The sequence below is a fragment of the Streptococcus sp. k-628 genome (assembly GCF_013277475.1).
Classification (GTDB): domain Bacteria; phylum Bacillota; class Bacilli; order Lactobacillales; family Streptococcaceae; genus Streptococcus.
The window spans coordinates 24,465-50,671 of sequence record NZ_VMMZ01000073.1; the positions used below are offsets into that span (position 1 = coordinate 24,465).

The window sequence follows — 26,207 nt, forward strand, 5'->3', positions numbered from 1 at the left end:
GGAAGCATGTTTTATTCTATCAAAGAATTGGTCGAGCAGGCAGAACTGGACTTTCAAGGAAATGTCGCAGAACTCATGATTACAACAGAGTTTGAATTGACCGGTCGCGAACGTGAAGAAGTCTTCCTTCTCATGGAACGCAATCTGGAAGTCATGAAAGCCTCTGTCCAACTTGGCCTCAATGAAAATAAATCTCGTAGTGGCCTGACAGGTGGAGATGCTGCCAAATTGGATCACTACATTAAAAACGGAAAAACTCTGTCAGATTACACGATTCTCTCTGCTGCCCGAAATGCTATCGCAGTCAATGAACACAATGCCAAAATGGGCTTGGTCTGTGCCACTCCGACTGCAGGAAGTGCTGGCTGTCTGCCTTCCGTTCTCACTGCTGCTATTGAAAAATTAGACCTCAGCCACGAGCAACAGCTGGATTTCCTCTTTGCTGCCGGTGCCTTTGGACTAGTCATCGCAAACAACGCCTCTATCTCGGGTGCTGAAGGTGGCTGTCAGGCCGAGGTTGGTTCGGCCTCTGCTATGAGTGCTGCAGCCTTGACTCTAGCTGCTGGTGGAACACCTTATCAAGCCAGTCAAGCTATTGCCTTTGTCATTAAAAACATGCTGGGCCTCATCTGTGACCCTGTTGCCGGTTTGGTTGAAGTTCCCTGTGTCAAACGTAATGCCATGGGAGCAAGCTTTGCTTTCATTGCAGCAGACATGGCCCTGGCAGGTATCGAATCTAAAATCCCTGTGGATGAAGTTATCGATGCCATGTACCAAGTAGGGTCAAGCATGCCAACTGCCTTTCGTGAAACAGCTGAAGGTGGACTCGCTGCCACCCCTACTGGTCGTCGCCTCCAAAAAGAAATTTTCGGAGAATAAGCTTATCAAATAGGAGAAATCATGACCTCTATCTCAGCTATCTTTTTCGACCTGGATGGAACCCTCGTTGATAGTTCTATCGGGATTCACAATGCCTTTACCTATACCTTTAAAGAGCTGGGGGCCCCTAGCCCTGATGCCAAAACTATTCGTGGTTTTATGGGACCGCCCCTCGAAAGTAGTTTTGCGACCTGCCTGCCCAAAGAACAAATCCCCGAGGCTGTGCAAATTTACCGTTCTTACTACAAGGCAAAAGGCATCCATGAAGCTCAACTCTTTCCTCAGATTGTAGACTTACTTGAGAAGTTATCGAGCCATTACCCTCTTTATATCACCACTACAAAGAATACTCCAACCGCTCAAGACATGACTAAAAACTTGGGAATCTATCATTTCTTTGATGGCATTTATGGTTCCAGCCCTGAAGCACCCCATAAGGCAGATGTCATTCGCCAAGCCTTGCAGACACATCAACTAAATCCTGAACAAGCCATCATTATCGGCGATACCAAGTTTGATATGCTGGGGGCTCAAGAAAGCGGCATTCAGAAATTAGCCGTCACTTGGGGATTTGGAGAGCAAGCAGATTTGCTAAACTATCAGCCTGATTATATCGCCCACAAACCATTAGAGGTTTTGGCGTATTTTCAATAACATAGACTGGGTAACAACTCCATTTCAGAAGAAAATGAGGCAATCTATACATAACAAAACGCATATTACCAAGGTTCTTATGAACAACTTGATAATATGCGCTTTTCTTTTTTATTCAACGTGGGTTGTTTGATTGGCAAAGGCGATAATGGCTTGCTTCAATTCATCTCCACTGAGAGTTCGGAACTCTTCAATCTTTTGATTGATGGCTTCTAGGGACATGACATTAACCTTACCAACGAAAATTTTATCCATAACTTGATTATCAACCAGTTCGGTTGATACCAAGAGCTCTTCGTAGAGTTTTTCACCTGGACGGATTCCAACTTCAACGATTGGAATTTCGCTTTCGGTGTGGCCACTTAGAAGGACCATTTTCTTGGCCAAGTCATAAATCTTGACTGGTTTGCCCATATCAAGGATAAAGACTTCTCCATCCTTGGCATAAGCACCAGCATGGATAACCAGACGGCTAGCTTCTGGAATGGTCATAAAGTAACGGGTCATGCGGAAGTCTGTCACCGTTACAGGCCCACCTTCAGCAATCTGACGTTCAAAGACTGGAATCACACTACCACGGCTACCAAGAACATTCCCAAAACGAACTGCACAGTAGGTCGATTGGCTACGTTGGTTAAAACCAGTGACAATCAACTCCGCCACGCGCTTGGTTGCTCCCATAACATTGGGTGGATTGACCGCCTTATCTGTCGAAATCATAACCATCTTAGGTACTTTAGCTTCATCAACGGCTCTAGCAACATTGTAAGTTCCACGGATATTGTTTTTGAAGGCTTCTTTTGGATTGCGCTCCATCATAGGAACGTGCTTGTGGGCTGCCGCATGATAAACAATAGCTGGCTTGTACTGCTCAAAGACTTGCAACAGACGATCATAGTCTTGAATATCTGCAATAACTGGTACATAATCAATCCCTTGGAACTTACGAATCAATTCATGATAAACAAGGTAAATTGAATTTTCCCCGTGACCAAGCAAGACGATGCGTTCAGGATTGAAGCGGCTAACTTGGCGACAGATTTCAGAACCGATTGAGCCACCAGCACCTGTGACTAAGATGGTCTTACCTGTCAGTTCTGCGCCCAGACGCGATTCGTCAAGACGAATTTCCTGACGACCCAAAAGGTCTGTGATATCAATCTTCTGGAAGCCTCCACCTGCTTGGTGAAGGCCTTGAACAACAGTTTCAACTTTAGGCATCTTGTAACATTTGACACCCAGCTTATTACACATCTGCAAGATACGTTCATATTCTGACGGATCCAGCGACGGAATCGCAACGATAACACGCTCGATTTGGTGGCGTTTGGCTAATTCCGGCAGATCATCATATGAACCCAAAACAGGGATTCCACCAAGTTTTTGGCCCTTTTTCTTAGCGTCCTTATCCAAAATACCGACCAGTTCCAAATCACTGGTTGGATGTTGGTAGCTATCCATAAAGAGGGCTCCGCCATCACCAGCACCGATCAAGAAGGTCCGACGGTGTTCTCCATCACCACTGCCTTTTTTGCGTCTAGAGTAGATTAACTGCCAAGTAATCCGTGGCAATAAAATCAAGAAAGTACTCAACAAGATAAAGAGAATGATGAAACGGATGGAGAAGAGTGGCAAGAAGGCATAGCAGATACTATATGACAAGACGCTGCTGGCAGTCACACCAAAAAAGATTTTCATGAAATCCGTAATCTTGCTGTAACGACTAATACTCGCGTTCAAGCCCCAAAATGCAATCATCAATTGATAAAACAAGAAGGCCAAACTCGTATAGATAATGTAGTCAACAGGTGCTGGGTTAATTAGTCCGTAAAATAAGATATAAGATACAATGATGGAAACCACCATACTCAAAATATCAAATATGCCCCAGAAGACTTGTTTTTGTTGTTTATTTAAAATTTCCACCAGATCAATCACATAATCTGTGAGTTTTTTATTCATAGAAATTTACTCCTCCTTAAAAGAGCTGGATATTTATATTGTTATTATAACACTTTTTATCCAGTTTACGATTTGCTACAATCTTTTACTTGCTTTTTCGTAACAGTTTCATAAAAATAAACTGTCGGACAAATCCTGGACAAAGAGCAACAACCATCTGAATGGCAACACTCTTGGCATACTCCATGTAAGAAATTTGCCCTCGGTTCAGCATGCGCTGACGAGCCTGACGATAGAGTTTAAGGTAACGCAGTCCCCCACGACGCTCAAACATCCCTGCTCCAACACGAACCTGACACAAGATTTGATCCAGATTTCCAGTCTTGGCTCCTGCAGCAATCATATTGAGCCAGAGGAGGTCATCCTCCATATAAAGGCCATCCTCATAGTTGCCTGCCTTGAGAACCATGTCCTTCTTGAACATGACAGTCATGTGGTTAAAGGCACTTCTCATCCTTTGATAAGCTACAATATCTGCATGCTGAGTTGGAACACGACGGTAAGAAACAATCTCATCAGGATTGTCAATAAACTCTGCAATATGTCCACCTAATAGGTCGAGCTTGTCCTTCTCCATTAGCTGAACCTGTTTCTCAAAACGATCTGGAACTGCTATATCATCCGTATCCATACGGGCAATAATATCATACTGACACTGCAAAACACCCTGACGAAGAGCCAGACCCAAACCTTGATTCTGCTCAAGAGGATAGCGTTTCACTGGAATATCAGACTCAGCTTCAAGCTGGTCTAATACTTGATAGAGCTCAGGTGTCAAAGGCCCATCCTCAACCAGAACCAACTCGCTCGGTTTCAGAGTCTGATTTTGAACACTCTCAATAGCATCCTTTAAAAATGTCGGATTTTCCTTGATATAGACCGACATCAATACGCTGATTTTTTGCTTTTCAGACACAGTTTTTCTCCAATGTATAGATTTCCTTCCACTATTTTATCATAATTTTCAAGACTTTCCCATTTTTATCTTGAAAGCCAGAAACCTTACTTGACATTATAGTCAAAAAACCTTAAAATAAGCTGTTATTAAAATCAGCTAGAAGAGGTATTATATGAAAAAGCAATCACTCTTTTTTGTTCCAGGTATTATCCTGATTGGTGTTTCCTTGCGGACTCCTTTTACTGTTTTACCCATTATTTTGGGAGATATTTCGCAAGGGCTGGGAGTAGAAGTTAGTTCGCTTGGTATCCTGACCAGCCTTCCCCTCCTCATGTTTACCCTCTTCTCACCATTTTCTACCCGACTGGCTCAGAAAATCGGCTTGGAGCATCTCTTTACCTATAGCCTTTTCTTCTTAACCATCGGTTCTCTCATTCGACTAATCAATCTGCCCCTGCTCTATCTAGGAACCTTGATGGTTGGGGCAAGTATCGCAGTCATCAATGTACTGCTTCCTAGTCTTATCCAAGCCAATCAACCAAAGAAGATTGGTTTTCTGACCACCTTATATGTAACCTCTATGGGGATTGCAACGGCTCTGGCCTCCTATCTAGCTGTGCCCATTACACAAGCCAGTTCTTGGAAAGGCCTTATCATCCTCCTCACCCTGCTCTGTCTAGCAACTTTTTTGGTCTGGTTGCCTAATCACCGCTACAATCACAGACTGGCTCCACAAACCAAACAAAAAAGCCAAACAAAGGTCATGCGTAATAAACAGGTCTGGGCAGTGATTGTCTTTGCAGGTTTTCAATCCTTGCTCTTTTACACTGCTATGACCTGGCTACCTACCATGGCTATCCACGCAGGCCTATCCAGCCACGAAGCTGGCTTGCTGACATCTATCTTCTCGCTGATTAGCATCCCTTTTTCAATGACCATTCCAAGCCTGACAACCAGCTTATCTACTCGCAACCGTCAGCTCATGCTCACTCTGGTTTCACTAGCTGGTGTGGTCGGCATTTCCATGCTCTTTTTCCCAGTCGGTAATTTCTTTTACTGGCTTGCCATCCATCTCCTCATCGGAACCGCAACAAGCGCCCTCTTCCCTTATCTCATGGTCAACTTTTCACTCAAGACAAGCGCCCCTGAAAAGACAGCCCAATTGTCTGGTTTATCTCAAACAGGAGGCTATATCCTAGCAGCCTTTGGTCCGACTCTCTTTGGTTACAGTTTTGACTTTTTCCACTCTTGGGTACCAGCTGTAGCTGCCCTCTTACTCGTCGATATTCTGATGACTGTGGCCCTCTTTACAGTGGACAGAGCGGATAAGATCCTTTAAACTTCTAGTTTTTCCTAGAAGTTTTTTTATATATAAAAATTTTACACATTTCTCTTGACAGGGCTTTCTTTTAGATGTACAATGTATGTGTAGAAAAATTATATATAAAAATCCTACACATTAGAAAAGGAGGTTTCCCATGTACTTTCCAACATCCTCTGCCTTGATTGAATTTCTCATCTTGGCCGTACTGGAAAAAGGGGATTCTTATGGTTATGAGATTAGCCAGACCATTAAGCTGATCGCTAATATCAAAGAATCCACACTCTATCCCATTCTCAAAAAATTGGAAGGCAATAGCTTTCTGACAACCTATTCTAGAGAGTTCCAAGGTCGCATGCGCAAATACTACTCCTTGACAAATGGTGGTATAGAGCAGCTCTTTACCCTAAAAGATGAATGGACACTCTATACAGACACCATCAATGGCATCATAGAAGGGAGTATCCGCCATGACAAGAACTGAATACCTGACTCAGCTAGAACTCTATCTCAAGAAACTACCTGAAGCTGACCGTATCGAAGCCATGGACTATTTCAGGGAACTCTTTGACGATGCTGGAGTCGAAGGAGAAGAAGAACTCATTGCTAGTTTGGGAACTCCCAAAGAAGCAGCTCACGAAGTCCTCTCTAATCTTCTTGATAAAAAAATCAATGAAGCACCTGCTCAAAAAAATAACCGACAAATTTTACATATCGCCTTGTTAGCCCTCCTTGCAGCACCCATCGGCATTCCTCTTGGAATCGCCATTCTCGTGACCCTGCTCGCAATCCTTGTGGCAGCCTTGACTGTCATCTTGGCTTTCTTTGCGGTTTCCATACTAGGTATCATCGCCGGATTCCTATTTTTAGTTGAAAGTTTCACTGTCCTAGCCCAAGCCAAACCAGCCTTTATCTTGATTTTCGGTTCTGGTTTACTGGCTATCGGTGCTTCTTCACTGGTCTTACTAGGTATCTCCTATGTAGCTCGCTTCTTCGGTCTACTCATTGTTCGCTTGGTGCAATTTGTTCTCAAAAAAGGAAAGAGAGGTGACCAACATGCGTAAATTGACAAAAGGATTTCTCATTTTTGGTGTGGTGACTACCATTATCGGCTTTATCCTGCTCTTTGTAGGGATCCAATCTGACGGGATTAAGAGTCTGCTTGCCATGTCCAAGGAGCCTGTCTATGATAGTCGGATGGAAGAGTTGACCTTTGGCAAGGAAGTCGAAAACCTAGAGATTACTCTCCATCAACACGCACTGACCATCACAGACTCTTTCGATGATCAAATCCACATTTCTTACCATCCATCTCTTTCTGCTCACCATGATCTTATCACCAATCAGAACGATAGAACTCTGAGTCTCACTGATAAGAAACTATCTGAAAGTCCATTTATCTCTTCTGGAATTGGCGGAATTCTTCATATCGCAAGTAGCTACTCTAGTCGTTTTGAAGAAGTTATCCTCCAATTACCAAAAGGGAGAACTCTAAAAGGAATCAACATCTCAGCCAATCGCGGACAAACCACCATCATAAATGCTAGCCTTGAAAATGCGACCCTCAATACAAACGGCTATATCCTCCGAATTGAAGGAAGTCGTATCAAAAACAGTAAACTCACAACGCCCAATATCGTTAATATCTTTGATACAGATCTTACAGATAGTCAGCTAGAGTCAACAGAACATCACTTCCACGCTGAAAATATCCAAGTCCATGGTAAGGTTGAACTGACTGCCAAAGATTATTTCCGAATCATCCTAGACCAGAAAGAAAGCCAACGAATTAACTTGGACATCTCAAGTAGCTACGGTTCTATCTTCCAATTCACAAGAGAAGAGCCTGAATCAAGAGGTACGGAATTAAGCAACCCTTACAAAACTGAAAAAACCGATGTCAAGGATCAACTCATTGCGAGATCTGATGATGATATTGAACTAATATCCACACCAAGCAGACGTTGACAAAAACGCTTACATCTGCTACTATAGAAGCATATTTATCTAACTAAAAGGAGGTTCTACCATGAAACAAGAATGGTTTGAAAGCAATGATTTTGTAAAAACAACAAGCAAGAACAAGCCTGAAGAGCAAGCTCAAGAGGTTGCAGACAAGGCTGAAGAAAGGATAGCCGATCTCGATACACCAATTGAAAAAAATACTCAAGTAGAGGAGGAAGTCTCTCAAGCTGCAGTCGAACTGGAAAGCCAGCAAGAAGAGACAATTGAAACGCCTGAAGACGGTGAAACGAGAACAGAAATAGAAGAAAAGAAAGCATTAGATTCTACTGAAGAAGAGCCAGACCTTTCTAAAGAAACAGAAAAAGTCACTATAGCTGAAGAGAGCCAAGAAGCTCTTCCTCAGCAAAAAGCAACCACGAAAGAGCCACTTCTTATCAGTAAATCTTTAGAAAGTCCTTATATTCCCGACCAAGCTCCAAAATCTACGGATAACTGGAAAGAGCAAGTACTTGATTTTTGGTCTTGGCTAGTGGAAGCGATCAAATCTCCTACAAGCAAGCTTGAAACAAGTGGCACACACAGTTACACAGCCTTTATCTTGCTCATTCTGTTTTCTGCATCTTCCTTTTTCTTTAGTATCTACCATATCAAACATGCTTACTATGGACATATAGCAAGCATTAACAGTCGCTTCCCTGAGCAGCTAGCTCCTTTAACTCTCTTTTCTATCATCTCTATCCTAGTAGCGACAACACTCTTCTTCTTTTCATTCCTCTTGGGTAGTTTCGTTGTGAGACGATTTATCTACCAAGAAAAGGACTGGACGCTAGAAAAGGTTCTCCAACAATATAGTCAACTTTTGGCAATTCCAATTTTCCTCACTGCTATTGCTAGTTTCTTTGCCTTCTTTGACAGCCTACGATTTACAGCCCTTTTGTGTGTGATTAGCATTGGGATCATTCTGCTTGCTAGTCTCCATATTATTACAAGACCAAGTCAAGCAAGTGAAACCGACTCCTTTTATCAGTTATTCTTGTCTGTCCTTGTGAACGGAGTCATTATCCTCCTCTTCTTTGTAGCTGAAGTCGCACTGATTGGAGATTATCTTCGTATCTTGGCCTTTCTTTAAACTTCAATCCTGTCATCCATGGCAGGATTTTTTCTATGTAAAAAAGCAAGTCGATTGACCTGCTTCTGATTTACTCTTCTTGTGCTAATGCTTTAAAATCTTGTCCTAGGATGGGTTGTACTTCTAATTGATTGGCATCTAGTTGGTGGTAAAATGCTGATGGTAGTGACTCTAGGAATTTTGCATAGTCCAATCGGGCAATGGCTTCATAGTCTTCTGGTTTAGAACCATCTCCTGTGATTTGAACCAAGTCAATCTCCCACTGGACTTCCTTATCCACCAATTGCTCAATATAGGCAGCAGGTACAAATGGTTCTCTCGGTAAAACAGTCTTGACTCCTTGAGCTAGATGGTATACACCATGCACTTGGCCTTCTCCATCCTGATAGAAGGAAACTCTTGCAAAGTAAGCATCGGTCTCTTGAACCGCACGTACACGTGCTTCAAACTGAGCCAAGCCGTCTTCCTCTAAAAAGCTTTTTAAGTCCTCATGACTAAAGAAAACAGGATTAAAAATTCCTTGGCAAATCGTAAAACGGGCTGCAGTGTCTGTCAGATGGGCTTGAATACTTGCTTGGAAATAAGCTTCAAAGTCAAAACCATCTAGTCCTTCAATATCAGTTCCTGTATAGGCAAGCAAAGCATCTAAAAATGACTTGATGATCTCCCAGTCTATCTGCGTTAGTAGGTCAGGAAGATCGACACGGTAAGCCTTTGGACCATCAGCATAGCTAACCTTAAAAAGAAATTGCGATTGCTCCACTATCGCACACTCGATATACTCAAGACGGTTAAGAGGCTGACGGAGATAGACTGCATCATAACTATGCGACTCCAAACCATCTAGCAAGGCCAAGATAGACTTGGCAGTCAAAATCTCCTGTTCTCCTAAAATGCTCTGTTTATTTGGAATAAAAAATGTTTTCGCCATAACTAAACTCCTTTGAAATCGTTTACATACAGTATACCTTATTTTCTGAAAGATACAGAAACAAACTTTAGTTTTTTGAGTACAAAGCATAGAAAAACAGCCCCTAAGGACTGTTTAATCTTATACAGTAGCTGCTTGATCCAAGCTTTCACCGATAGCGGCTAGGCGCTCGATCACTTCTGCTTGTGTCAATTCATGTTCTGAAACATAGCGGTTACGTGGGTGAACACGACACTCGTGTGAACATCCACGAAGGTACTTGTCTTCATTTTCTTCTGATGTCAAGATACGACGGTTACAGAAGGGATTTCCACAGTTGACATAACGTTCACATGGTGTTCCATCAAACCAGTCTTTCCCTACGATGGTTGGGTTGACATGGTTGACATCAACAGCGATACGTTCGTCAAAGACGTACATTTTCCCATCCCAAAGCTCACCTTGAACTTCTGGGTCTTTACCGTAAGTTGCAATTCCTCCGTGCAATTGGCCGACATCTTTGTAGCCTTCACGAACCATCCAGCCTGAGAATTTCTCACAGCGAACCCCACCTGTACAGTAAACCACGACGCGCTTGTCCATGAATTTTTCCTTGTTATCACGGACCCATTGTGGTAACTCACGGAAGTTGCGAATATCTGGGCGAATAGCTCCACGGAAATGTCCTAGGTCGTACTCATAATCGTTACGTGTGTCAAGGACAACGGTATCTTTATCAAGAAGCGCTTCTTTGAACTCTTTTGGAGACAAGTAAGCACCTGTTGTTTCAAGTGGGTTAATGTCATTGTCAAAGTCGTTGTCTTCCAAACCAAGGTGGACAATCTCTTTCTTGTAGCGAACAAACATCTTCTTGAAAGCTTGTTCACTTTCTTCGTCAATTTTGAACCAGAGGTCTTCCATGCCTGGGATGCTGTGAACGTAGTCCATGTATTTTTGAGTTGTTTCATAGTCACCTGAAACTGTTCCGTTAATTCCCTCGTCAGCGACTAGGATACGGCCTTTAAGGCCGATTGATTTACAGAAAGCCAAGTGGTCTGCAGCAAATTGCTCTGCATTTTCAATTGGAGTATAAAGGTAGTAAAGTAAGACACGAATATCTTTTGCCATAAGATTTGTTCTCTTTTCTATTCTTAAATTTTCTAAATTTTTTATTTATCCATACTAGTATACCTGCTTGAGAAAACGAATGCAATTTATTTGACTGGAAATTACTATATTTCAATTTAGAAAAAAATTTCTTGTACACTACACTTAGTATCAATCATATTTTAAAAAATCCTTGGATTTTCCAAGGATTCATTTTTAAACTTTTTTAGCTTTAGCCATATAGAACAGTTGGAGTAGAATACCAAGGATAGCCATGCCGATAACGATAAAGAAGGCCATTGTATAATCTCCTTGGTTTGCCTGTGCAAGACGTGCTCCTAACTGAGGACCAGCAATAGCAGCTACACCATAAGCAGTAAACATCCATCCATAGTTTGTCCCTACGTATGTAACTCCCCAGTTTTCAGCAGTAATTCCTGGGAATGAACCGAGGAAGCCTCCAAATGACAAGGCAACCATCATAATTCCAAGGATGGCCAAGATGCTTCCAGGACCTTTGAATAAGGCTGTGAGCAACAAACCAGTAGCAACCGCTCCAAACATGGCAATAACGGTAGGATAGCGACCAATCTTATCAGATACCGTACCCCAGAAGATACGACCAAATGTATTAGCGATAGATACCAGCATAACGAATAGTGTAGCTTCTCCTACAAGTTTATACTGGTCAGAAATTGATGCTGCAGTACCGATAATCATCATTCCACCAGTAGCACCAAGAACGTAAATCAACCATAGAAGCCAGTAATTTCCATCACGAAGCATTTCTTTGTAAGTTTTACCTTCTGGTTGAGCTGTTCCAGCTGCCGGCGCTGCTGCAGGAGCTTTCTCCATTACCAATGAAGAAGTACAAATAACAATTAGAAGAATGATACCTAATACTTTGAATGTTGAGTAAACACCCATAGAAGCAATCAAAGCTTTGGCAACTGGACCGATAATGAGCGGGCCTAACCCGAAACCTGCTGCTGTCAAACCACCAGCTAAACCTTTTTTATCTGGGAACCACTTAGTGGCAACTGAAGTAGATGCTCCATAAGCTGAACCAATACCAAGTCCTAGGACAAGCCCGTAAGTGAGGTAAAGGACTGGAAGAGAAGTAGCAAATCCAGTAGCAAACATACCAGCACCGAAGAGAATACCACCTAGGAATACAAATTTCTTAGGTCCTGCTGAATCAACCTTAGGACCGAAAATAATCATACCAACAGGTACCATTGCAAAAGAAATACTAAAGGCCAAAGAAGTTTGGGCTTGAACCCATCCTTGACTAGCATTGGTTTCTAGCAGCGCCTTTTGAAAGACTGACCAGGCGTAACCAGCACCTAGAGATAGATTCGTTAAAATGGCTGCTGCCAAAATTAACCATCGATTGGGTGTTTTTTTCATTTGAATAACCTCATGTAAAATTTCTTGTTCCTAAAAAGAATAGAGAACAACTTTTATCATTTTTTCACCTACCTCGTTTAAATTGATCATTCTATAAATTTTTAAGTATATAGAACTGTGTAAATGACATACATCTATATACGACTGCTTAAAAATTTGTATCTATAGATCTCTTAAATCAGAACAAGATGAATTTTCACAATGTTAAGCGCTTTCATTGTACTCTTATTATAAGCTACTTTATTCTAAAAATCTACTTAATAAAAATTAATAAAGATATAAGAAATTTTAATATTTTAATCACCTGTTATCATTTTAATATTGTTTATATTATCTAATTCGGATAATTATCTAAATAAGGTAAAAAATCACTGCCTCCCCCAGATAAGCCTGAGGAAAGCAGTGATTCTTATTTTAGGAATTAGGAATGAATGTAAGGAGCTACATTTGACGTTACTATACTAAAAATCAAAAACAAGGTATAATCTTTATTGAAAACGACCATAAAGATAACCACTTAAACACTAAGTACACCTTCCTACAAGTCATCCTTTACCTCCAATCTCTCTAAAACAAACCATTTTAATAACCAAAATCCGACAACATAGCCAGCCCCTAAGAATATAGCTATAAAAGCTAGCATGGGATTCAGGAAAGAAAAAACCACTACAGATACAAAGGTTAGCACAAAAACATTAAATGCAATGGTGTCAGAAGCCAAGACTAGAATATAGGGTGTCAACCAGTCTAAGATTTTTGAATATGGAAAAAATAAGTGTTTATACATGATACGTTCCTATACAGTATAGAGAGTATAAGCGCAAAGAGATACCCAGATTAATAATTCTATATCCTAACTAAATCCTCTAATGTGGCCATAAAACTGAAGCTGCCGCCCCACCAGCTGCACAAATTAAATAAATCTGCGGAGTTGGGAAGGGGATTGTCTGTGCACAAAGCGAAAGCCCCTCAACTGCACCACCTACTCCACTTAAAAATCTGTCTGCAAGTTGTTTATCACCAGCTGTTATCATTGTTAATTTTTCATCGGATAAAATGATAAAATTATTTACTGATTGTTCCATTCTTTTCACACTTTCTTTGTTAAATTAATTTGGCTAGTAGACAAAAGATAAACTAAGGCATTAAAGACAATGAAAATATTTCCATAAAGTAAAATCAGTCTCTCATCCAAACCAAGATAAAGTTTTACCGCCAAAAAGATGAGCAAAAGAATTTGAAACCATAACGTTTTTCCAAAAATAAATTTAAAGCGTTTTTGAATGTCTGATTCCTTGATTTTTACCGCCAAACCTTTATTAGCAAGAAGGAAAACTCCTGCTTCAAATAAGCCACTGTAGAGAACAATCCACCCAATCGATACATTCGAGATTTTCAAAAATGTACCTAAAAGAATATCCAAAACACTACTCAAGAAAATAATAAGAAATAATCTGTATTTCATATAAATCACCTCCTTTTACTACTATTTCCAATCTACTATATCGCTAAAAGTTTAACTTGCTCTAAAAGCTCCCCAAGCCGCTGTACAAAACTGTGCTCCTAAAACCCCGCCGGCAAGAGTTCCCACAACTGGGATAACACTCCCCAGAGCTGCACCTCCTATTGTACAAATTCCTAAGGCTTGAACAACTTCTCCAGCCCCTACTTTATCTCCACCTTCAACACGAGCAAGCATTTCATTATCCATAACAGAAAATTGTGACATTGTTTTTGTATTCATGATGAATACCTCCTTTTTATTTTTAATTTTTGTCTTGTTGCAACCTTGACAACATCAATATATCATAATTAACTGATATCATTTCTTTAAAATCATAAAATGTCTTTTTTTCATCACGAAATGTTTTTCATAAATTTTATCAAAGACCAAAACTAATATATACTATCGTCAACTATAAAAATCAATGGTTCATCTTACTTAATAAAAATTACTGTTCATGACAATATAAATACCGTTTACGATTTAGCAAGAAGTTTTTTAGTAAAGTTTGGCATAATAGAGCTATCCACTATATGAAAGGAATTGCCAATGACTTCTTATAAACGTACATTTGTTCCTCAAATAGATGCTAGAGACTGCGGTGTTGCTGCCTTAGCCTCGATTGCTAAATTCTATGGTTCAGATTTTTCTCTAGCTCACTTGAGAGAACTTGCAAAGACCAATAAAGAAGGAACGACTGCTCTTGGCATTGTAAAAGCCGCTGATGAAATGGGCTTTGAAACAAGACCTGTTCAAGCAGATAAAACGCTCTTTGACATGAGTGATGTCCCCTATCCATTTATCGTTCACGTTAACAAAGAAGGAAAACTCCAACATTACTATGTTGTCTATCAAACAAAGAAAGACTATCTGATTATTGGTGATCCTGACCCTTCTGTAAAAATCACTAAAATGTCAAAAGAACGCTTTTTCTCTGAATGGACTGGAGTAGCTATTTTTCTAGCTCCCAAACCCAGCTATCAACCCCATAAAGATAAAAAGAATGGTCTACTAAGCTTCCTTCCTCTGATTTTCAAACAAAAATCTCTCATTGCTTACATTGTTCTCTCAAGCTTATTGGTCACGATTATCAATATAGGTGGTTCTTATTATCTCCAAGGAATCTTGGATGAATACATTCCAAATCAGATGAAATCAACTTTAGGAATCATCTCAGTTGGTCTGGTTATCACCTATATCCTCCAACAAGTCATGGGTTTCTCCAGAGATTATCTCCTAACTGTTCTGAGTCAAAGATTAAGTATTGATGTAATTTTATCCTATATTCGCCATATTTTTGAACTTCCTATGTCTTTCTTTGCGACACGTCGTACAGGAGAAATCATTTCACGGTTCACAGATGCTAACTCTATTATAGATGCCTTGGCTTCTACCATTCTTTCTCTTTTTCTGGATGTTTCTATTCTGATTCTTGTAGGGGGAGTCTTACTGGCACAAAACCCTAATCTCTTCCTTCTTTCTCTTATTTCCATTCCTATATACATGTTCATCATCTTTTCTTTTATGAAGCCTTTTGAAAAAATGAACCATGATGTCATGCAAAGTAATTCTATGGTTAGCTCTGCCATTATAGAAGATATCAACGGGATTGAAACTATAAAGTCGCTCACGAGTGAAGAAAATCGCTATCAAAATATAGACAGCGAATTTGTAGATTATTTAGAAAAATCCTTTAAGCTTAGTAAATATTCTATTTTACAAACGAGTTTAAAGCAGGGAATAAAATTAGTTCTGAATATCCTTATCCTATGGTTTGGCTCTCAATTAGTCATATCTAGTAAGATTTCTATCGGTCAGCTGATTACCTTTAACACACTTCTTTCTTACTTTACAACTCCTATGGAAAATATTATCAACCTCCAAACCAAACTCCAATCTGCGAAGGTCGCTAATAACCGTTTGAACGAGGTCTATTTAGTCGAATCTGAATTTCAAGTTCAAGAAAACCCTGTCCATTCACATTTTTTGATGGGCGATATTGAATTTGATGACCTTTCTTATAAGTATGGTTTTGGACGAGATACCTTAACAGATATTAATCTCACGATTAAACAAGGAGATAAGGTTAGCCTAGTTGGAGTCAGTGGTTCTGGTAAAACAACTTTAGCCAAAATGATTGTCAATTTCTTTGAACCCTACAAAGGACATATTTCCATCAATCATCAGGATATTAAAAACATTGATAAAAAAGTCTTGCGCCGTCATATCAATTACCTACCCCAACAAGCCTATATCTTTAATGGCTCTATCTTGGAAAATTTAACCTTGGGCGGTAATCATATGATTAGCCAAGAAGATATTCTAAGAGCTTGTGAATTAGCTGAAATCCGTCAAGACATTGAAAGAATGCCTATGGGCTATCAAACTCAGCTCTCTGATGGAGCTGGTCTATCAGGAGGACAAAAGCAACGAATAGCCCTCGCTCGTGCTCTTTTAACTAAAGCTCCTGTTTTAATACTAGATGAAGCTACTAGCGGTCTTGATGTCTTGACTGAGAAAAAAGTTATAGATAATCTTATGTCCCTCACTGATAAAACCATTCTCTTTGTAGCCCATCGTCTCAGTATAGCCGAACGAACCAACCGTGTCATTGTTCTTGACCAGGGGAAAATCATTGAAGTTGGTAGCCACCAAGAGTTAATGCAGGCTCAAGGTTTCTACCATCATCTATTCAACAAATAAGGAGAATGTCATGAATCCTAATCTTTTTAGAAGCGTCGAGTTTTATCAGAGACGTTACCATAACTATGCGACAGTGTTAATTATACCTCTTTCATTACTATTTACTTTCATCTTGATTTTCTCCCTTGTTGCTACAAAAGAAATTACTGTTACTTCCCAAGGAGAAATCGCCCCTACAAGTGTCATTGCATCCATTCAGTCAACCAGTGATAATCCTATCCTTGCTAATCATTTAGTGGCAAATCAAGTAGTTGAAAAAGGGGACTTACTCATCAAATACTCTGAAACAATGGAAGAAAGTCAGAAAACTGCCTTAGAAACTCAATTACAAAGACTTGAGAAGCAAAAAGAAGGACTTGGAATTTTGAAACAAAGCTTAGAAAAAGCGACTGATCTTTTTTCTGGCGAGGATGAGTTTGGCTACCATAATACCTTTATGAATTTTACTAAACAATCCCATGATATTGAACTGGGTATCTCAAAGACTAACACTGAAGTTTCAAATCAAGCTAATCTTACCAATAGCAGTTCATCAGCCATCGAACAAGAAATTACAAAAGTTCAACAACAAATTGGAGAATATCAAGAGCTGAGAGATGCTATCGTAAATAAAAGAGCTCGCTTACCAACTGGCAATCCGCACCAGTCAATTTTAAATCGTTATCTTATAGCCTCTCAAGAACAAACACAAGGAACGGCAGAGGAGCCATTTTTATCTCAAATTAATCAAAGTATTGCAGGTCTGGAATCATCTATCGCAAGCCTCAAAATTCAGCAAGCTGGTATCGGAAGTGTAGCAACTTATGACAATAGTTTAGCAACCAAAATTGAAGTACTCCGCACTCAGTTTTTACAAACAGCCTCACAGCAACAACTAACCGTGGAGAATCAATTAACAGAATTAAAAGTACAACTAGATCAAGCGACACAGCGCTTAGAAAACAATACCTTAACCGCACCAAGTAAAGGTATCATTCACCTAAGCAGTGAATTTGAAGGTAAAAATAGAATTCCAATTGGTACAGAAATTGCTCAAATATTCCCTATCATCACAGATACAAGAGAAGTACTAATCACTTACTACGTAGCTTCTGACTATCTACCTCTACTAGATAAAGGACAAACTGTAAGATTAAAACTGGAGAAGATTGGAAATCACGGCATTACCATCATCGGCCAACTTCAGACAATTGATCAAACTCCTACCAGAACAGAGCAAGGCAATCTCTTTAAATTAACCGCTCTTGCAAAACTATCTAATGAGGATAGTAAACTCATCCAATATGGCTTACAAGGTCGCGTCACTAGTGTAACTGCAAAGAAAACATATTTTGATTATTTCAAAGATAAAATTTTAACACATTCTGATTAATTTTCAGATAACACTCTATAACTATTTATTATCTTATCAAAAAGGAGAATCATAACATGGATAAGAAACAAAACCTAACTTCATTTCAAAAACTAACAACTACTGAACTCAACCAGATTACAGGTGGAGGATTGTGGGAAGAGCTATATGAAACTATAACAACACCATTAAAATTACGGACTACTTTCAAACCATAAAAAATCTATAGAATTATAAAAACGCATAATATCAGATTTCAAAATGACTGATACTATGCGTTTTATCATGAAAAGATTATAGAAGATACAAGTCACCCATCCCCACCTATACTTCTATCTCTAAGACTTGTTTAAATCTAAAATTAGAACTTGTAGTTTTTAGAATGATATTTGGGTATTTTGTCAAAATACTATTAACATTAGACAAACCAACTCCTCTATTCTGCCCTTTAGACGACATTCCTCTCTCAAATATTTTTGTAACATCAATCTCTCTATCTAGGGTCGGATTTTGGATAATTAAAACTTGCTTATTATTTCTCATATCTTCAAAAAAACAAACACTTAGAGGTTCCTCGACAGTGGCGCTTGCAGCGGCCTCTATCGCGTTATCTAACAATATAGAAACAACTGTTAAAAAATCAATTTCCTCAATCTTTTTGATAACGATTGGTTTTTCTATTTCCAAAGAAACTGGCACTAGTAAACTCTGAGCCTCGGATAATTTTGAGATTAATAAACTCTTCAAGGATAAATCCTCTATATTTCTCAATCTCACTACATCAAATTTTGTATCTTTTAAATTTTTCCCTGAGTCTTTCAAGACACTGTCATAAATTTGAGCAACTAAATCAATATCTTTTCGGTCTATCCCTATCTTTAAACTTGTTAAGATATTTGCATAATCATGCCTAAAGCTTCTAACCTCTTGATAAAGTCCTTCTACTTGTTTACTATAGCTCTTAAGATTTTGAAGTTGAATCTCTTTTTGAAGTACTAAATCTTTTTGCAATTCCTCACGTACATTTCTGTCCAGTATATTGACAAAATAGATAAATAAAAAGAAATAGATTGCAGTTATAGCTCCTTGATAATGATTTACAGATAAATTCAGGCTGTTTTTAATGTAACCAATAAAAGGAATAAGGATAAAATAACCCAACATTGCAGCATTAGCAATCCTCATTATTTGATCCAGATGTTTATCCAACACTTTACTTCTTAAATAGCTAAAATCATACTGAAAAACTTTTATTATAAGCAAAGATAGGAGACTTGCTAAAATCGAGAAAATTGTGGCATCGTAATAAACATATATGTCTGTTAAACTAGCAAAATTAGGAATAATAAAATCAACAAAAAAATCATAGATGATCGACCAAAATGTGATAGGAAACAGAGCATAAAAAAGTGTCGATATCAGACTGTATTTCTTTTTATCCAACAACAATGTATAGATAATAAAAAAGATGGGATAATCTAGTACTGTAATAACAACAGGGATATAGAACATCTTAATCAAGGTTAAAAGTAAAAACTCTAATAAAAAATAGAAAAACAATAACTCTAAAGATCTCTTTATAGTCAATTGATAGCCATAAATTTTTGCATGAAGAAATAAAAGTATGTAAAAATTCAAAGATACTAACACAAATGACATTTACTACTCCTTACTATCATGTAAATCTTTAACTATATTCAGCAATGCCCTCATTTTTAACCTAGATACTAGGCAACTTGACCCGTTCTTCAAATAGACTAGTTTTTCTTCCTTATCTATTGAAGAGATATTATAAGGATTCACAATAAAAGAACGATGACACTGAACCAATCTGAGTTCTTGCTTCAATATATCAGAAATTTTACCGTAAAACTCTATTCTTTCTCTCATAGAATAAAGAACTAGCTTATGAGGAATCATTGACGTTTCTATATAAAGCAAATCCGAAAATGGAACCTGAACGAGTGCTTTAGAATTTGTAAACACAAAAGAATCTTCAGTCATTAGTTGATGTTTATTCTTGTGAACATAAGCGATTGCCTTTTCCACACGTTCCCTAAAAGAGCTTTCAGGTAATTCCTTATCAATAAAATCTAAAGCTGATACTTGATATTGAAAACTAACAGGCATAAATTCTGAATGAGTTGTTACAAAAACAATGACTGCATTTGGATCTCTATCTCTGATTTCCAAAGCAATATCTAACCCTTTTCTAACATCGTTTTTAATTTCAATATCCAAAAAGAAAAGTTGATGACCTCCACGTTCCATCATATCTTCTAACAATTGATTTGGTTTACCATAAACACCACAGTGCTTTACTTCCCAACAATTCTTCTCTAAAATATCATACACCAGATTTTCCATCCTAGTCTGCTGTATAAAATCATCCTCTAATATAAAGATATTCATTTCTCGTCTCCTTTAGTATTTAACCATCTTTCTTTTACAGTTTTAAAATATCTTCTAGAGCAGCTAATATCCGATACTCTTTCATCCATAAATAAAATAGTCTTCGTTTCATACTTCAATCCTATTACTTTGGATAAGTTAACAAGAAACTTTCTATGACACCTGAACAATTTACCCAGACTCATTTCCTCAACTCTAGCTAGGCTCATATACTTCTCAAATACTCCATCAGCTGTAATAAAAATAACAGCATGTGCCTTTGTAGGATGTGTTGTCACATAGTAAACCTTAGAATGAGGCACTTTAACAACTGCTCTGCCTTGGCTTAAAATATATTCTTGCATATTTTTCCTCCTTACTCTCCTATATCATATCAAAACTAGTATCCTATGATGAAAAAAATCTTTAAAGGTATCTGAGTTATCATAAATGGTTATTTTTCAATATTTCATGCTAACATTTATACAATCTAAGATTTCGACATCTTCTATCGGATGTTTTTGATATGATAGAGCAAGAGGAGAAATATGGATACAATTCAAATTCTACATTTTTCATTATTAGGATATATCATCACAAGTGACATCAATTCTTATATTAAAGAAAACTTATCAACAAAAACGAGAATTATAGTTTCTAGGCGTATCATCTATTCCTATAACACTACTACCTATTTTATCATAAAATCAATGTTTTTATCTTCAGATACAATGTATTCTTATATAGAAGATATACGACTCCGTTCTGAATTTGCCAACATTATCATCATAGGAAGTCACATTGATTATGATAAACTTTTCCGTAGTCATTACAGAATATTCGGTGTCATTGATACAACTAGAAATCATTCTTTACAATCTATACGACAAGAAATTCACTCATATTTAGATGGTATTTATAACAACCTGAAATAAATTAGGTTTGGTAGTCTTTATACATTTCCTCAGCATACATGGCTTCAACAACTTTCAAAAAACCACTGCTCTCCCCAGACCAACCTGAGGAAAGCAGTGATTCTTATTTTAGGAGTTAGGAATGAATACACGAAATCAATTTAGCTGATTATTTTTTGTTTTTCAAGAATTCATCGTATTGTTTTTGCATTTCGTTCAATACTTTTTCGTAGGCACCTTCAGATTTCAATTTTTCCATCAATTCTGGAATAGCTTTATCTGGGTCTACAGTACCAGTGTTGATAGCTGTATCAAATTGTTGCATTGTGTTAGAAATAGCTGAGATTTCAGATTTCACATTGTCAGTATTAAAGATAAATCCAAGCGCTGGAGATTCTTTAGCTTCTGCCAATTCTTTCTTAGAATTTTCGATTTGTTGGTCTGTAACGTTTTCGTTGATGTAAAGGATCCAGTTGTTACCAGTGTTCCATCCACCCATGTGAGTGTTTCCTTTGTAGCCATCAAGAACGCGAACACGGTTTTCTTTACCTTCAATTTTTTCCCAGTTCTTACCTTCTGGACCGTAAACAAGACCGTTCAAAAGTTCTGGGTTAGTGTTCAAGAGGTTCAACACTTCCATTGATTTTTCTTTGTTCTTAGAGTTGTTTGAGATGACAAAGTTAGCAACTTGTGTTGTTTGGTTTTTCTTGATGAAGTTAGTAATTGGTTTGATTTGGATATCTTTGTTGGCAACACGTGAAAGCAAGCTGTTACCGTAGTCAGCTGGTCCTACTGTTTCTTCACGAACGAACCAAGTATCTTGTTGAAGGTCAAATGAAGTATCGCTTGTTGCTACGTCTTTTGGAATGTAGCCAGCTTCATAGAATTTGTGAAGAGTCTTCAAGTGTTCTTTGAAACGAGGCACTTCGTAACGGTTTACAACTTTAGTAGTATCGCCTTCAAGGTCAATAACGAATGGAAGACCGTTTGCTACTGGGTAGTCAAAGTTATCAGATGGGATGAAAACTTTACCAATAGCAAATGGTACTACGTCTGGAGCTTTTTCTTTGATTTGTTTCAAGACTGGCTCAAGAGTTTCGTAAGAAGTAACACCTGAAATATCGATACCATATTTGGCAAGGAGAGTTCCGTTGAAGGCAAAGTTTTGAGATGATGCAACGTTGGCTGCAACTGGAACAGCGTAAATTTTACCGTTTACAGTATTACCCTTGATATAAGCTGGGTCAAGTGCCTTGTAAAGGTCTTTACCTTCTTTTTTGTACAATTCTGTCAAGTCAGCATAAGCACCTTTTTGAGCATTTACAATATAGTTATCTGCAAAGGCGATATCATAGTTTTCACCAGATGATGTGATAACTGACATTTTCTTACCATAGTCACCCCAGCCAAGGTATTGGATATCCAATTTGGCACCAACTTTTTCTTCGATGATTTTGTTGGCATTTGCTAACAATTCATCCAAGTTGTCTGGTTTGTCACCGATTTGGTACATTTTGATAACAGGTTTGTCACCTGAATCAGCAGCTTTTTTGCTGTTACCTGTCAAGTTGCCACAAGCAGCAAGACCTGCAGCCAAAGCGACTACACTAGCAGATGCAAAAGCATATTTTTTCCAGTTTTTCATGATAAAAACTCCTTTTTTTATTTTTAAACTTATAAACAATGTAATGATCTTAACTTCACACAAGGGAAGTTGGGAACTGAGAAATGTTCTTTCTCAATAAGCACTATTCTTTCACACCACCGATGGTCAAACCTTTTACAAAGTAGCGTTGGAAGAATGGATACAAAATCGCGATTGGAAGGGTTGCAACCACAACCATAGCCATACGGCCAGTTTCTTTCGGTAGAGCAACTCCCAGTTGACCAGATAGGCCGACTGCTTTGGCGATGTAATCCATATTTTGTTGGATTTGCATGAGCAAATATTGTAATGGGTACAAGTTGTCACTCTTGATGTAAAGAAGGGCATTGAACCAGTCATTCCAGAAACCAAGAGCTGTCAAAAGCGTGATGGTTGCGATACCTGGTAGTGACAATGGCAAACAGATTTGGAAGAAAATCCGAGCCTCACTGGCACCATCGATACGAGCCGATTCGAGAATGGCTTCTGGAATGGTCTTCTTGAAGAAGGAACGCATCAAGATGATGTTAAATGGTGAGAGAAGCATTGGAACAATCAAGGCCCAAACAGTATCCCCAAGTTGAAGCACACGAGTCACCATGATATAACCTGGTACCAAACCAGCGTTGAACAACATACTGAGCAGAACGAAGATGGTAAAGAATCTGCGATACTTAAAGGTTGTCCGTGAAATAGCGTAGGCATAGGTTGTTGTGATAAAGACATTTGTAAATGTCCCAACTACGGTTACAAAGACAGAAATGAAGAGGGCTTGTAAGATTTTATCCTTAAACTGTGCCAAGAACTCAAAACCGTCTAATCCAAATTGGGATGGGAAGAAGCTGTAGCCGTATTGGAGGAGGCTTTTCTCGTCCGTCACTGAAATAATGATAACGAATACGAAGGGTAGGATACAAGAGAGGGCAATCAAACCCGAAATGGTACTGAAGAAGATATCTGCTTTCTTACTGAAGGAGTGAATGCCGACATTATCAATTTTTTCTTTTTTAATTTTCTTTTCTGCCATATTCTCCTCCTTTCTAGAACAAAGCTGAGTTTGGATCAACTCGTCTTGCAAGTAAGTTTGATAGAACCACCAGAATCAATCCGACTACTGATTGGTAGAGACCTGCTGCTGAAGCCATCCCGATATCTGCTGTCTGGGTCAATCCATTATATACATATACGTCCAAGACGTTGGTTACGTTATAAAGCTGACCAGCATTGTGAGGGATTTGGTAGAAAAGACCGAAGTCTGCACGGAAGATATTTCCGACTGCAAGGATGGTCAATACAGTTACCAATGGTGTCAACTGCGGAATGGTTACATTGCGAATGCGCTGCCATTTGCTGGCTCCGTCCACTGTCGCTGCTTCATAGTAGGTTGGATCAATTCCCATGATTGTCGCATAGTACATGACACTGCTATATCCAAAACCTTTCCAAATACCTAGGAAAAGTAGGAGATAAGGCCAAATTCCCAAATCAGCGTAGAAGTTGACTTCTTTTAGACCAAGACTTTCCAATAAATGATTGAACACCCCTTTATCAATATTTAGGAAGGCATCTGTAAAGAAACTGATGATAACCCAAGACAAGAAGTAAGGGAACAACATAGAAGTTTGGAAAATCTTCACCATTCTCTTGGAACGGAGCTCGCTGAGGATAATGGCAATCCCTACAGATACAACTAAACCTAGAAAGATGAAGCCAAGATTGTAGAGAACCGTATTTCGTGTGATAATAAAGGCGTCTCTTGAACTAAATAAGAATCTGAAATTATCGAGTCCGACCCATTTACTATTTATGATACTATCTATGAAACCATTACTGGTCATGTGGTAGTCTTTGAAGGCAACCACGTTTCCAAATACTGGAATATAGAAGAATAGAATCAACCAGAGCGCCCCTGGCAAAACCATCAAGAGAAAGATCCAGTTGTCTCTCAAGGTTTTTGAAAACTTATTCATAATTTCCTCCCTTTTTATTTTGATATCCATCTAAAAATTCCTTTTTAGATTTTTGATAACGATTACATTATTAGTATACTCCTATTTGCAGATTAGGTTAAACTCCTAATTATAGAAAAAACTCCACAAATTATGTAGCAGATTTAAAACTTTATCACCACTATCAAACAAATGTCCTAAATCAATTGTTTATTTTATCTCTATTAGCCCCGTGATGGCGTCACTCTGTTACCCTGTGCTAGTCTCTCAAACTAAATTTTAGGACAACTGACGCTAGCTAGTATTTTCAGAAGAAAAGTAACCGTCCAATAACGAAGTATATGGAAAAATCTCCAGACTAGAGAACTTACGGATAGTTCCTAATCTGGAGATTTTTAATATAGCGTGTTATTAGGCGTTTGCTTTCAATTTAGCAAGAACCTCTTTAAGATTATCAATCAACTCTGCTTCAGTATGCTCAGAGCCTTTTTCATCTGCCAAGAAGGAAACTGCATTTTGAAGTTCTTCTTGAGACTTTTTAAGGACATCCTTATCCACTGTTTCAAGGTTTAAGTTCTTAAGAAGTTTACTTAATTCCTTGGTTAATTTCTCGAGTTCTGATTCTTTATTACGACGAGCTAGGAGGAAGAAAAGGAGACCTAATAGAACCAGTATACTTACCACAATAGCTCCTACTGAGATTTGAGTTTGAGCTACAGACTTATCTGCTTCTGGTGCTTCCTCAGAAACTTTTTGTTCTCCAGCCTTCGTTGCTGACTGGCTTTCCTTAATGGACTCTAGGGAAGCAATGGCATCTTTGACTGTTTGCAGGATATGGCGCAACCCTTGCTCTGTCAAACTATCATCTGCAAGAGCTTTCTTAGCCTCTGCCAGAACCAGACGTGCTGAATCTGTGGTAGGATTCGATACACCTGTCAATGTTCTCAAAAGATTTTCTAAGGTTTGAACCTGCTTACTTAGTTCTGACTTGTCTAAAGTTCCTTGACCCTGAGTTGCTGAACGAACAGTATCGTCTTCTCTATTCGCTGTATTTACAGTAGGTTCCGTAGTTGTCACTGGAGCTACAGACGAACGAGCAGTGGTTGTTGAGCCACTGTCAGTGCTTCGTCCATCTTGTCCAGAATTTGCTTGCCCACTATCTGATGGACTTGTTGGAACAGAAGGACTTGCTGGTTCTGTAGTGTTCACATCACCAGCATTTCCAGCTTGATTTCCATCTAAATCACTAGGTACTAGACTATTAGTATTTCCATTGTCTGGCACTGGGATAGGACGAGGAAGTGGAGCCGGTCTATATATAGGCATTTGCGCACTACCTGTGCCACTCAAGTCACTGTTGCCACTACGAGCTTGTGCTTCTACAGTACCTTGCGCTTTCACCGCTTCATGACCTACTGTCACTTTACCAGTATCTGCGTCTACTGTTAGACCTGCCACTGTCTTGTCGGCTGACCATTTACCTTGGTCGTTCTTCTTAACAGTAACTGTATCCTT

27 protein-coding genes and 2 pseudogenes are annotated in these 26,207 nt (G+C 38.7%); 11 read left to right on the top strand and 18 right to left on the bottom strand.

Going from position 1 to position 26,207, the window contains the following annotated elements; genetic code table 11:
* The first annotated feature begins 6 nt into the window (after positions 1-6).
* Together sdaAA and HT730_RS08720 are read left to right on the top strand one after the other, a co-directional pair.
* Positions 7-879 (top strand): L-serine ammonia-lyase, iron-sulfur-dependent, subunit alpha, encoded by an 873-nt coding sequence (sdaAA, locus tag HT730_RS08715; protein ID WP_049521384.1) that lies wholly within the window; start codon positions 7-9, stop codon positions 877-879.
* Positions 880-900: 21 nt separating this feature from the next.
* Entirely contained in the window at positions 901-1,533 is a 633-nt protein-coding gene (locus HT730_RS08720) for an HAD family hydrolase (protein WP_173307360.1), read from the top strand.
* A 111-nt stretch (positions 1,534-1,644) separates the two neighbouring features.
* Here the strand turns inward: HT730_RS08720 and HT730_RS08725 are convergent, their stop codons facing one another.
* From HT730_RS08725 to HT730_RS10700, 3 genes and pseudogenes are all read right to left on the bottom strand, one after another.
* Positions 1,645-3,495 carry a nucleoside-diphosphate sugar epimerase/dehydratase gene (locus tag HT730_RS08725; protein ID WP_173307361.1) on the bottom strand — a complete coding sequence of 617 codons (1,851 nt, stop codon included), beginning with the start codon at positions 3,493-3,495 and terminating at the stop codon, positions 1,645-1,647.
* Positions 3,496-3,580: 85 nt separating this feature from the next.
* A complete protein-coding gene (locus HT730_RS08730; RefSeq protein WP_191995747.1) occupies positions 3,581-4,381 on the bottom strand; it encodes a glycosyltransferase in 801 nt (266 codons plus the stop codon).
* Positions 4,361-4,508 (bottom strand): annotated as a pseudogene (locus HT730_RS10700) (glycosyltransferase family 2 protein); the annotation flags it as partial. The gene HT730_RS08730 and the pseudogene HT730_RS10700, both read right to left, overlap by 21 nt.
* 57 nt (positions 4,509-4,565) lie before the next feature.
* Between HT730_RS10700 and HT730_RS08735 the strand changes: the two are divergent.
* From HT730_RS08735 to HT730_RS08755, 5 genes are all read left to right on the top strand, one after another.
* A complete protein-coding gene (locus HT730_RS08735) occupies positions 4,566-5,732 on the top strand; it encodes an MFS transporter (protein WP_049525097.1) in 1,167 nt (388 codons plus the stop codon).
* Positions 5,733-5,871: 139 nt separating this feature from the next.
* Complete coding sequence (locus HT730_RS08740) at positions 5,872-6,198, top strand: PadR family transcriptional regulator (RefSeq protein ID WP_057487947.1); 327 nt, start codon at positions 5,872-5,874, stop codon at positions 6,196-6,198.
* Positions 6,185-6,778, top strand: coding sequence for a DUF1700 domain-containing protein (locus HT730_RS08745; protein ID WP_173307363.1), 594 nt, complete (start codon positions 6,185-6,187; stop codon positions 6,776-6,778). Before HT730_RS08740 ends, HT730_RS08745 begins: the two co-directional genes overlap by 14 nt.
* A complete protein-coding gene (locus HT730_RS08750) occupies positions 6,771-7,682 on the top strand; it encodes a DUF4097 domain-containing protein (RefSeq protein WP_173307364.1) in 912 nt (303 codons plus the stop codon). Before HT730_RS08745 ends, HT730_RS08750 begins: the two co-directional genes overlap by 8 nt.
* Before the next feature lie 61 nt (positions 7,683-7,743).
* Positions 7,744-8,808, top strand: coding sequence for a DUF6574 domain-containing protein (locus HT730_RS08755; RefSeq protein ID WP_173307365.1), 1,065 nt, complete (start codon positions 7,744-7,746; stop codon positions 8,806-8,808).
* A gap of 70 nt (positions 8,809-8,878) precedes the next feature.
* Here the strand turns inward: HT730_RS08755 and HT730_RS08760 are convergent, their stop codons facing one another.
* The 7 genes from HT730_RS08760 to HT730_RS08790 all read right to left on the bottom strand — a co-directional run bounded on the left by HT730_RS08760 (position 8,879) and on the right by HT730_RS08790 (position 13,979).
* Positions 8,879-9,739: a DUF4299 family protein gene (locus HT730_RS08760; RefSeq protein WP_173307366.1), complete on the bottom strand. Its 861-nt coding sequence runs from the start codon at positions 9,737-9,739 to the stop codon at positions 8,879-8,881.
* A gap of 120 nt (positions 9,740-9,859) precedes the next feature.
* The gene (locus HT730_RS08765) at positions 9,860-10,846 is read right to left on the bottom strand and encodes a rhodanese-related sulfurtransferase (RefSeq protein WP_173307367.1); all 987 of its coding nucleotides are present in this window, start codon (positions 10,844-10,846) and stop codon (positions 9,860-9,862) included.
* Between the two features lie 195 nt (positions 10,847-11,041).
* Complete coding sequence (locus tag HT730_RS08770; protein ID WP_173307368.1) at positions 11,042-12,235, bottom strand: OFA family MFS transporter; 1,194 nt, start codon at positions 12,233-12,235, stop codon at positions 11,042-11,044.
* Positions 12,236-12,773: 538 nt separating this feature from the next.
* On the bottom strand, positions 12,774-13,022 hold the full coding sequence (gene blpZ / locus HT730_RS08775) for an immunity protein BlpZ (RefSeq protein WP_112444786.1): 249 nt from the start codon (positions 13,020-13,022) through the stop codon (positions 12,774-12,776).
* A gap of 79 nt (positions 13,023-13,101) precedes the next feature.
* On the bottom strand, positions 13,102-13,320 hold the full coding sequence (locus HT730_RS08780; RefSeq protein ID WP_173213201.1) for a hypothetical protein: 219 nt from the start codon (positions 13,318-13,320) through the stop codon (positions 13,102-13,104).
* Positions 13,321-13,325: 5 nt separating this feature from the next.
* A complete protein-coding gene (locus tag HT730_RS08785; RefSeq protein WP_173213199.1) occupies positions 13,326-13,700 on the bottom strand; it encodes an immunity protein in 375 nt (124 codons plus the stop codon).
* A 51-nt stretch (positions 13,701-13,751) separates the two neighbouring features.
* Complete coding sequence (locus HT730_RS08790) at positions 13,752-13,979, bottom strand: Blp family class II bacteriocin (RefSeq protein WP_164226314.1); 228 nt, start codon at positions 13,977-13,979, stop codon at positions 13,752-13,754.
* A 309-nt stretch (positions 13,980-14,288) separates the two neighbouring features.
* Between HT730_RS08790 and blpA the strand changes: the two genes are divergently transcribed.
* From blpA to blpC, 3 genes are read left to right on the top strand one after another with little or no spacing between them, the layout of a single operon-like run.
* Positions 14,289-16,442: a peptide cleavage/export ABC transporter BlpA gene (blpA, locus tag HT730_RS08795; RefSeq protein WP_173307369.1), complete on the top strand. Its 2,154-nt coding sequence runs from the start codon at positions 14,289-14,291 to the stop codon at positions 16,440-16,442.
* A 10-nt stretch (positions 16,443-16,452) separates the two neighbouring features.
* A complete protein-coding gene (locus HT730_RS08800) occupies positions 16,453-17,814 on the top strand; it encodes a bacteriocin secretion accessory protein (RefSeq protein WP_084358249.1) in 1,362 nt (453 codons plus the stop codon).
* 56 nt (positions 17,815-17,870) lie between these two features.
* A complete protein-coding gene (gene blpC, locus HT730_RS08805; RefSeq protein ID WP_112444774.1) occupies positions 17,871-18,011 on the top strand; it encodes a quorum-sensing system pheromone BlpC in 141 nt (46 codons plus the stop codon).
* Positions 18,012-18,117: 106 nt separating this feature from the next.
* Here the strand turns inward: blpC and HT730_RS08810 are convergent, their stop codons facing one another.
* From HT730_RS08810 to HT730_RS08820, 3 genes are read right to left on the bottom strand one after another with little or no spacing between them, the layout of a single operon-like run.
* A complete protein-coding gene (locus tag HT730_RS08810; RefSeq protein WP_173307370.1) occupies positions 18,118-19,452 on the bottom strand; it encodes a GHKL domain-containing protein in 1,335 nt (444 codons plus the stop codon).
* Between the two features lie 3 nt (positions 19,453-19,455).
* Positions 19,456-20,205, bottom strand: a complete 750-nt coding sequence (locus tag HT730_RS08815; protein WP_173307371.1) for a response regulator transcription factor — start codon at positions 20,203-20,205, stop codon at positions 19,456-19,458.
* Complete coding sequence (locus HT730_RS08820; RefSeq protein WP_173273195.1) at positions 20,202-20,549, bottom strand: LytTR family DNA-binding domain-containing protein; 348 nt, start codon at positions 20,547-20,549, stop codon at positions 20,202-20,204. Before HT730_RS08820 ends, HT730_RS08815 begins: the two co-directional genes overlap by 4 nt.
* 183 nt (positions 20,550-20,732) lie before the next feature.
* Between HT730_RS08820 and HT730_RS10570 the strand changes: the two genes are divergently transcribed.
* The gene (locus HT730_RS10570; protein ID WP_240149943.1) at positions 20,733-21,119 is read left to right on the top strand and encodes a hypothetical protein; all 387 of its coding nucleotides are present in this window, start codon (positions 20,733-20,735) and stop codon (positions 21,117-21,119) included.
* Positions 21,120-21,267: 148 nt separating this feature from the next.
* On the opposite strand, the gene HT730_RS08830 is transcribed toward HT730_RS10570, so the two are convergent.
* The 5 genes and pseudogenes from HT730_RS08830 to HT730_RS10705 all read right to left on the bottom strand — a co-directional run.
* Positions 21,268-22,743, bottom strand: coding sequence for an ABC transporter substrate-binding protein (locus tag HT730_RS08830; RefSeq protein WP_173307372.1), 1,476 nt, complete (start codon positions 22,741-22,743; stop codon positions 21,268-21,270).
* A gap of 103 nt (positions 22,744-22,846) precedes the next feature.
* The gene (locus HT730_RS08835; RefSeq protein ID WP_173307373.1) at positions 22,847-23,770 is read right to left on the bottom strand and encodes a carbohydrate ABC transporter permease; all 924 of its coding nucleotides are present in this window, start codon (positions 23,768-23,770) and stop codon (positions 22,847-22,849) included.
* Positions 23,771-23,783: 13 nt separating this feature from the next.
* The gene (locus HT730_RS08840; protein WP_007284784.1) at positions 23,784-24,713 is read right to left on the bottom strand and encodes a sugar ABC transporter permease; all 930 of its coding nucleotides are present in this window, start codon (positions 24,711-24,713) and stop codon (positions 23,784-23,786) included.
* 390 nt (positions 24,714-25,103) lie between these two features.
* Positions 25,104-25,364 (bottom strand): hypothetical protein, encoded by a 261-nt coding sequence (locus HT730_RS08845; protein ID WP_173213447.1) that lies wholly within the window; start codon positions 25,362-25,364, stop codon positions 25,104-25,106.
* 18 nt (positions 25,365-25,382) lie between these two features.
* Positions 25,383-25,631 (bottom strand): annotated as a pseudogene (locus HT730_RS10705) (hypothetical protein); the annotation flags it as partial.
* Positions 25,632-26,207 lie beyond the last annotated feature (576 nt).

What these genes read in the sequence shown, in the direction of transcription:
- sdaAA (WP_049521384.1), top strand. Translation starts at nt 7, where the DNA reads ATGTTTTATTCTATCAAAGAATTGGTCGAGCAGGCAGAACTGGACTTT.
- HT730_RS08720 (WP_173307360.1), top strand. Translation starts at nt 901, where the DNA reads ATGACCTCTATCTCAGCTATCTTTTTCGACCTGGATGGAACCCTCGTT.
- HT730_RS08725 (WP_173307361.1), bottom strand. Translation starts at nt 3,495, where the DNA reads ATGAATAAAAAACTCACAGATTATGTGATTGATCTGGTGGAAATTTTA.
- HT730_RS08730 (WP_191995747.1), bottom strand. Translation starts at nt 4,381, where the DNA reads ATGTCGGTCTATATCAAGGAAAATCCGACATTTTTAAAGGATGCTATT.
- HT730_RS08735 (WP_049525097.1), top strand. Translation starts at nt 4,566, where the DNA reads ATGAAAAAGCAATCACTCTTTTTTGTTCCAGGTATTATCCTGATTGGT.
- HT730_RS08740 (WP_057487947.1), top strand. Translation starts at nt 5,872, where the DNA reads ATGTACTTTCCAACATCCTCTGCCTTGATTGAATTTCTCATCTTGGCC.
- HT730_RS08745 (WP_173307363.1), top strand. Translation starts at nt 6,185, where the DNA reads ATGACAAGAACTGAATACCTGACTCAGCTAGAACTCTATCTCAAGAAA.
- HT730_RS08750 (WP_173307364.1), top strand. Translation starts at nt 6,771, where the DNA reads ATGCGTAAATTGACAAAAGGATTTCTCATTTTTGGTGTGGTGACTACC.
- HT730_RS08755 (WP_173307365.1), top strand. Translation starts at nt 7,744, where the DNA reads ATGAAACAAGAATGGTTTGAAAGCAATGATTTTGTAAAAACAACAAGC.
- HT730_RS08760 (WP_173307366.1), bottom strand. Translation starts at nt 9,739, where the DNA reads ATGGCGAAAACATTTTTTATTCCAAATAAACAGAGCATTTTAGGAGAA.
- HT730_RS08765 (WP_173307367.1), bottom strand. Translation starts at nt 10,846, where the DNA reads ATGGCAAAAGATATTCGTGTCTTACTTTACTACCTTTATACTCCAATT.
- HT730_RS08770 (WP_173307368.1), bottom strand. Translation starts at nt 12,235, where the DNA reads ATGAAAAAAACACCCAATCGATGGTTAATTTTGGCAGCAGCCATTTTA.
- blpZ (WP_112444786.1), bottom strand. Translation starts at nt 13,022, where the DNA reads ATGTATAAACACTTATTTTTTCCATATTCAAAAATCTTAGACTGGTTG.
- HT730_RS08780 (WP_173213201.1), bottom strand. Translation starts at nt 13,320, where the DNA reads ATGGAACAATCAGTAAATAATTTTATCATTTTATCCGATGAAAAATTA.
- HT730_RS08785 (WP_173213199.1), bottom strand. Translation starts at nt 13,700, where the DNA reads ATGAAATACAGATTATTTCTTATTATTTTCTTGAGTAGTGTTTTGGAT.
- HT730_RS08790 (WP_164226314.1), bottom strand. Translation starts at nt 13,979, where the DNA reads ATGAATACAAAAACAATGTCACAATTTTCTGTTATGGATAATGAAATG.
- blpA (WP_173307369.1), top strand. Translation starts at nt 14,289, where the DNA reads ATGACTTCTTATAAACGTACATTTGTTCCTCAAATAGATGCTAGAGAC.
- HT730_RS08800 (WP_084358249.1), top strand. Translation starts at nt 16,453, where the DNA reads ATGAATCCTAATCTTTTTAGAAGCGTCGAGTTTTATCAGAGACGTTAC.
- blpC (WP_112444774.1), top strand. Translation starts at nt 17,871, where the DNA reads ATGGATAAGAAACAAAACCTAACTTCATTTCAAAAACTAACAACTACT.
- HT730_RS08810 (WP_173307370.1), bottom strand. Translation starts at nt 19,452, where the DNA reads ATGTCATTTGTGTTAGTATCTTTGAATTTTTACATACTTTTATTTCTT.
- HT730_RS08815 (WP_173307371.1), bottom strand. Translation starts at nt 20,205, where the DNA reads ATGAATATCTTTATATTAGAGGATGATTTTATACAGCAGACTAGGATG.
- HT730_RS08820 (WP_173273195.1), bottom strand. Translation starts at nt 20,549, where the DNA reads ATGCAAGAATATATTTTAAGCCAAGGCAGAGCAGTTGTTAAAGTGCCT.
- HT730_RS10570 (WP_240149943.1), top strand. Translation starts at nt 20,733, where the DNA reads ATGGATACAATTCAAATTCTACATTTTTCATTATTAGGATATATCATC.
- HT730_RS08830 (WP_173307372.1), bottom strand. Translation starts at nt 22,743, where the DNA reads ATGAAAAACTGGAAAAAATATGCTTTTGCATCTGCTAGTGTAGTCGCT.
- HT730_RS08835 (WP_173307373.1), bottom strand. Translation starts at nt 23,770, where the DNA reads ATGGCAGAAAAGAAAATTAAAAAAGAAAAAATTGATAATGTCGGCATT.
- HT730_RS08840 (WP_007284784.1), bottom strand. Translation starts at nt 24,713, where the DNA reads ATGAATAAGTTTTCAAAAACCTTGAGAGACAACTGGATCTTTCTCTTG.